Below are 2958 nucleotides of genomic sequence, written 5' to 3' on the forward strand. Positions count from 1 at the left end.
AGGTTACTTCACATAAGAAATTTTATGTTAAATGATTGTTAGAAATGCCCCTTGATCGAGGCATTTTCTATAAAGAATACTAAAAACTAATTAAAGCCAACCAAGTTTCAAAACAAGGCAGTTCTCAGCAATCATATTTTTAAATTATATAACTCCCAACTGAGCTTTTGCTCCAACGATAAGGCTTTCATTTTGAGTTTCTAAGGCAAATAAACCATACATCAAAGGAGAGGCCGCTGCTCTTTCTAAAGTCTGTTCATATAGTTTATTCCAAACTTTACCCCCTAGTTTTTCATACTCGATGATTAGAGTTTTGAGGCTTTCTTCTCCAAACAAAGTTACATGCCCAGCAAAATCAATCGCTGGGTCATCTATATGGGCTGTTGACCAATCAATAACGCCTGAAACAGCTCCATCCTTTGAAGCTAGTACATGCCCAGCATATAAATCGCCATGTATAAATTGGGTGAAATCTGCCCATAGAACATCATTATCCAACCATTTTCTGTAGCGGGTTTCCAATTGCTCACTTATACCAATTTCAGATTTTACTAACTGCAAATTGTTTGCTATTTCAGGTCTTAAATCTGAAGGTTTCATAATTTTCAAATCATTTTCCCGAACTTCTTTTTCAGGAATACTATGGATTTCAAATAAGGTTTTTGCCAAAGATGTTATGTATTTCGGGCTATCTTTGTCCATATTCCAAATTATTTCATAGGTTTCAGCATCCAAATTTAAAACAGGATTATCTTTAAGTATGGGATAAGCCACTAATTCTGTAGATGAAATTCTCCAATCAGGAACCTCTACAGAAAGATGTTTTTTTACCAATTCTAAAATGCGTTTTTCTTTCTTGATTTGTTCCCTCATGCCATCACGACGAGGAATACGCAGCAACCATTGTTGCCCCTTTGTATCAAGAGCAAAAACGACCTTAAAATCAATGCCCATTTCATTGAAATTCATTTTGTCCGTAAGCAACAAGCCGTGTGCTTCAGCAAGTGATTGAATATCTTGAATTGTCATTTTTAATTTCCTTTAAAGAGTTCAATAATTAATGTTCGGATTAGATTGGCTATCATTAACAATCTCTCTCAAAAGTCTTGATGATTTTGTGGTCTTTGATCTCGTAGATAATGTCAGCAATATTATCGACCAATTGCTTGTCATGAGATACGAAGATAATAGTTCCTGCATAGGACTTCATCATTGTTTCTAATGCGGCAATACTTTTTAGGTCAAGATAGTTTCCTGGTTCATCCATAAGCAAAATATTATATTTTCCTAAAAGCATTTTGGATAAAAGCAGTTTGATGATTTCACCTCCCGATAAGTCGGATAAGTTTTTTTGAATATCATTCGCTCCGATCCCCATTGAAGCCAATACTGCACGAATTTCCGCAACTGTGTACTCGCACTCTTCCTGCATAAAGGAGAGCACAGATTTATGCGTGTTAAATTTATATCCTGTTTGTGTAAAGTAGCCAATTTCAGCTTTTGGAGATATGGTTAATCCATCAGCACGTTCTGATATCATTTTTAACAAGGACGTTTTCCCTGTTCCATTCGATCCAGTTATAGCGACTTTAGCGCCAAGCGGTATTATAAAGTTAGCGTCATCAAAGATAGTACGGCTACCAAATTTTAAGCTCAGACCATCTGCCGTAATCGGGAACTTATTGTGCAGTTCTAGGGCTGAACTTTGACGAAAACGAATAGAACGCAAATGCTCTGGTGCTTGAATATCTTCTAATGCAGCCAAACGCTTTTCCATACTCTTAGCTGCCTGATACAGTTTTCTTTGCTTGGTGCCAGTCATTTTTGCATGCCCAAGTCGTCCAGCACTTTCGGTAGAGTTTTTGGATTTTTCTCCTTTTTTCTTATTGTCTAATCGATTAGCTTGCTGGCGTTTTTCTTGCACAGCAGATTCTAATCGCTCCCGTTCCTTCATCATCAGCTCATATTCTACGGCTTGGTGTTGTCGCTCTTCTTCTTTTTGACGCAAGTAATCCGAGTAACCACCCCAATATTCCGTAATTTTACCGTCTTTTAACTCCCATATCTTGTCTACAACCATATCAAGAAAATATCGGTCATGACTGATAACAAGTAATGCTCCATCAAATGCTTTAAGTTGACCAATAAGTAGATCTATTCCATTGAGATCAAGGTGGCTGGTTGGTTCATCCGCTAGAATGCCATGTACTTGTTGGGAAAATGCGGCAGCAATTTTTGCACGAGTTTCCTCTCCGCCACTCATTGTGTCGTTTTGTACATTGGAAACACCAAGGCGAGATAACATTGCCCGGTCTTCGACCGTTTCTATTTCGATTCCGCCCAGTTGGCTGATATGTGCAAAATCACCAAAACGCTGTAATGTCGCTTCGGCTAAAACAATTTCGCCATTAAGTACTTTGAGTAAACTACTCTTTCCTGCTCCGTTATCACCCACAAGACCAATACGGTCATAAGAGTGAATTTCCAATTCATCAATATCCAAAACATCACGCCCAGCATAATCCAAGCGTATGTTTCTCGCTTTAATAATTAAACTCATTTTTATTTACTCCTGTTTAGCTCTTGAAATTTTTTATGCAGCAAACAGGATTTAGGTGAAAACAAAAGCTAGCATCACAGTGTCCTCCCAAAAAAAAAGCTATTCATCCACAGGGTGGACAAATAGCTAGTCAATTAAGTTATAACTGGAAACTATGCACTAAAAGCATACTTATAAATTAAGCATACTTTTACTTTATATATCCGCATATATTCTTAAAGACACAACAAAAGCCCACCATTATAAAATAGTGTCACTATGCAAATAGTTGTGTCTTAACGAATGCGGATAGAATGCATAAACTTACCTAAAAAATAAAATTCAGTTTTATGATAACTTTACTGTTAAAAGAAGTCTAGACAACCTTGTTTTATGCTTGGATATAAGGCTTATTTTAA

At 36.8% G+C, this 2958-nt stretch carries 2 protein-coding genes; both read right to left on the reverse strand.

Translation table 11 applies throughout. From position 1 onward, the window contains the following. Positions 1-144: 144 nt before the first annotated feature. Entirely contained in the window at positions 145-1029 is an 885-nt protein-coding gene (locus FTU03_RS15800) for an Mph(E) family macrolide 2'-phosphotransferase (RefSeq protein WP_000155092.1), read from the reverse strand. A 55-nt stretch (positions 1030-1084) separates the two neighbouring features. Then, positions 1085-2560, reverse strand: coding sequence for an ABC-F type ribosomal protection protein Msr(E) (gene msr(E) / locus FTU03_RS15805; protein ID WP_000052512.1), 1476 nt, complete (start codon positions 2558-2560; stop codon positions 1085-1087). Positions 2561-2958 lie beyond the last annotated feature (398 nt).

This window comes from Acinetobacter sp. YH12046, assembly GCF_013419905.1.
Taxonomy (GTDB): Bacteria; Pseudomonadota; Gammaproteobacteria; order Pseudomonadales; family Moraxellaceae; genus Acinetobacter.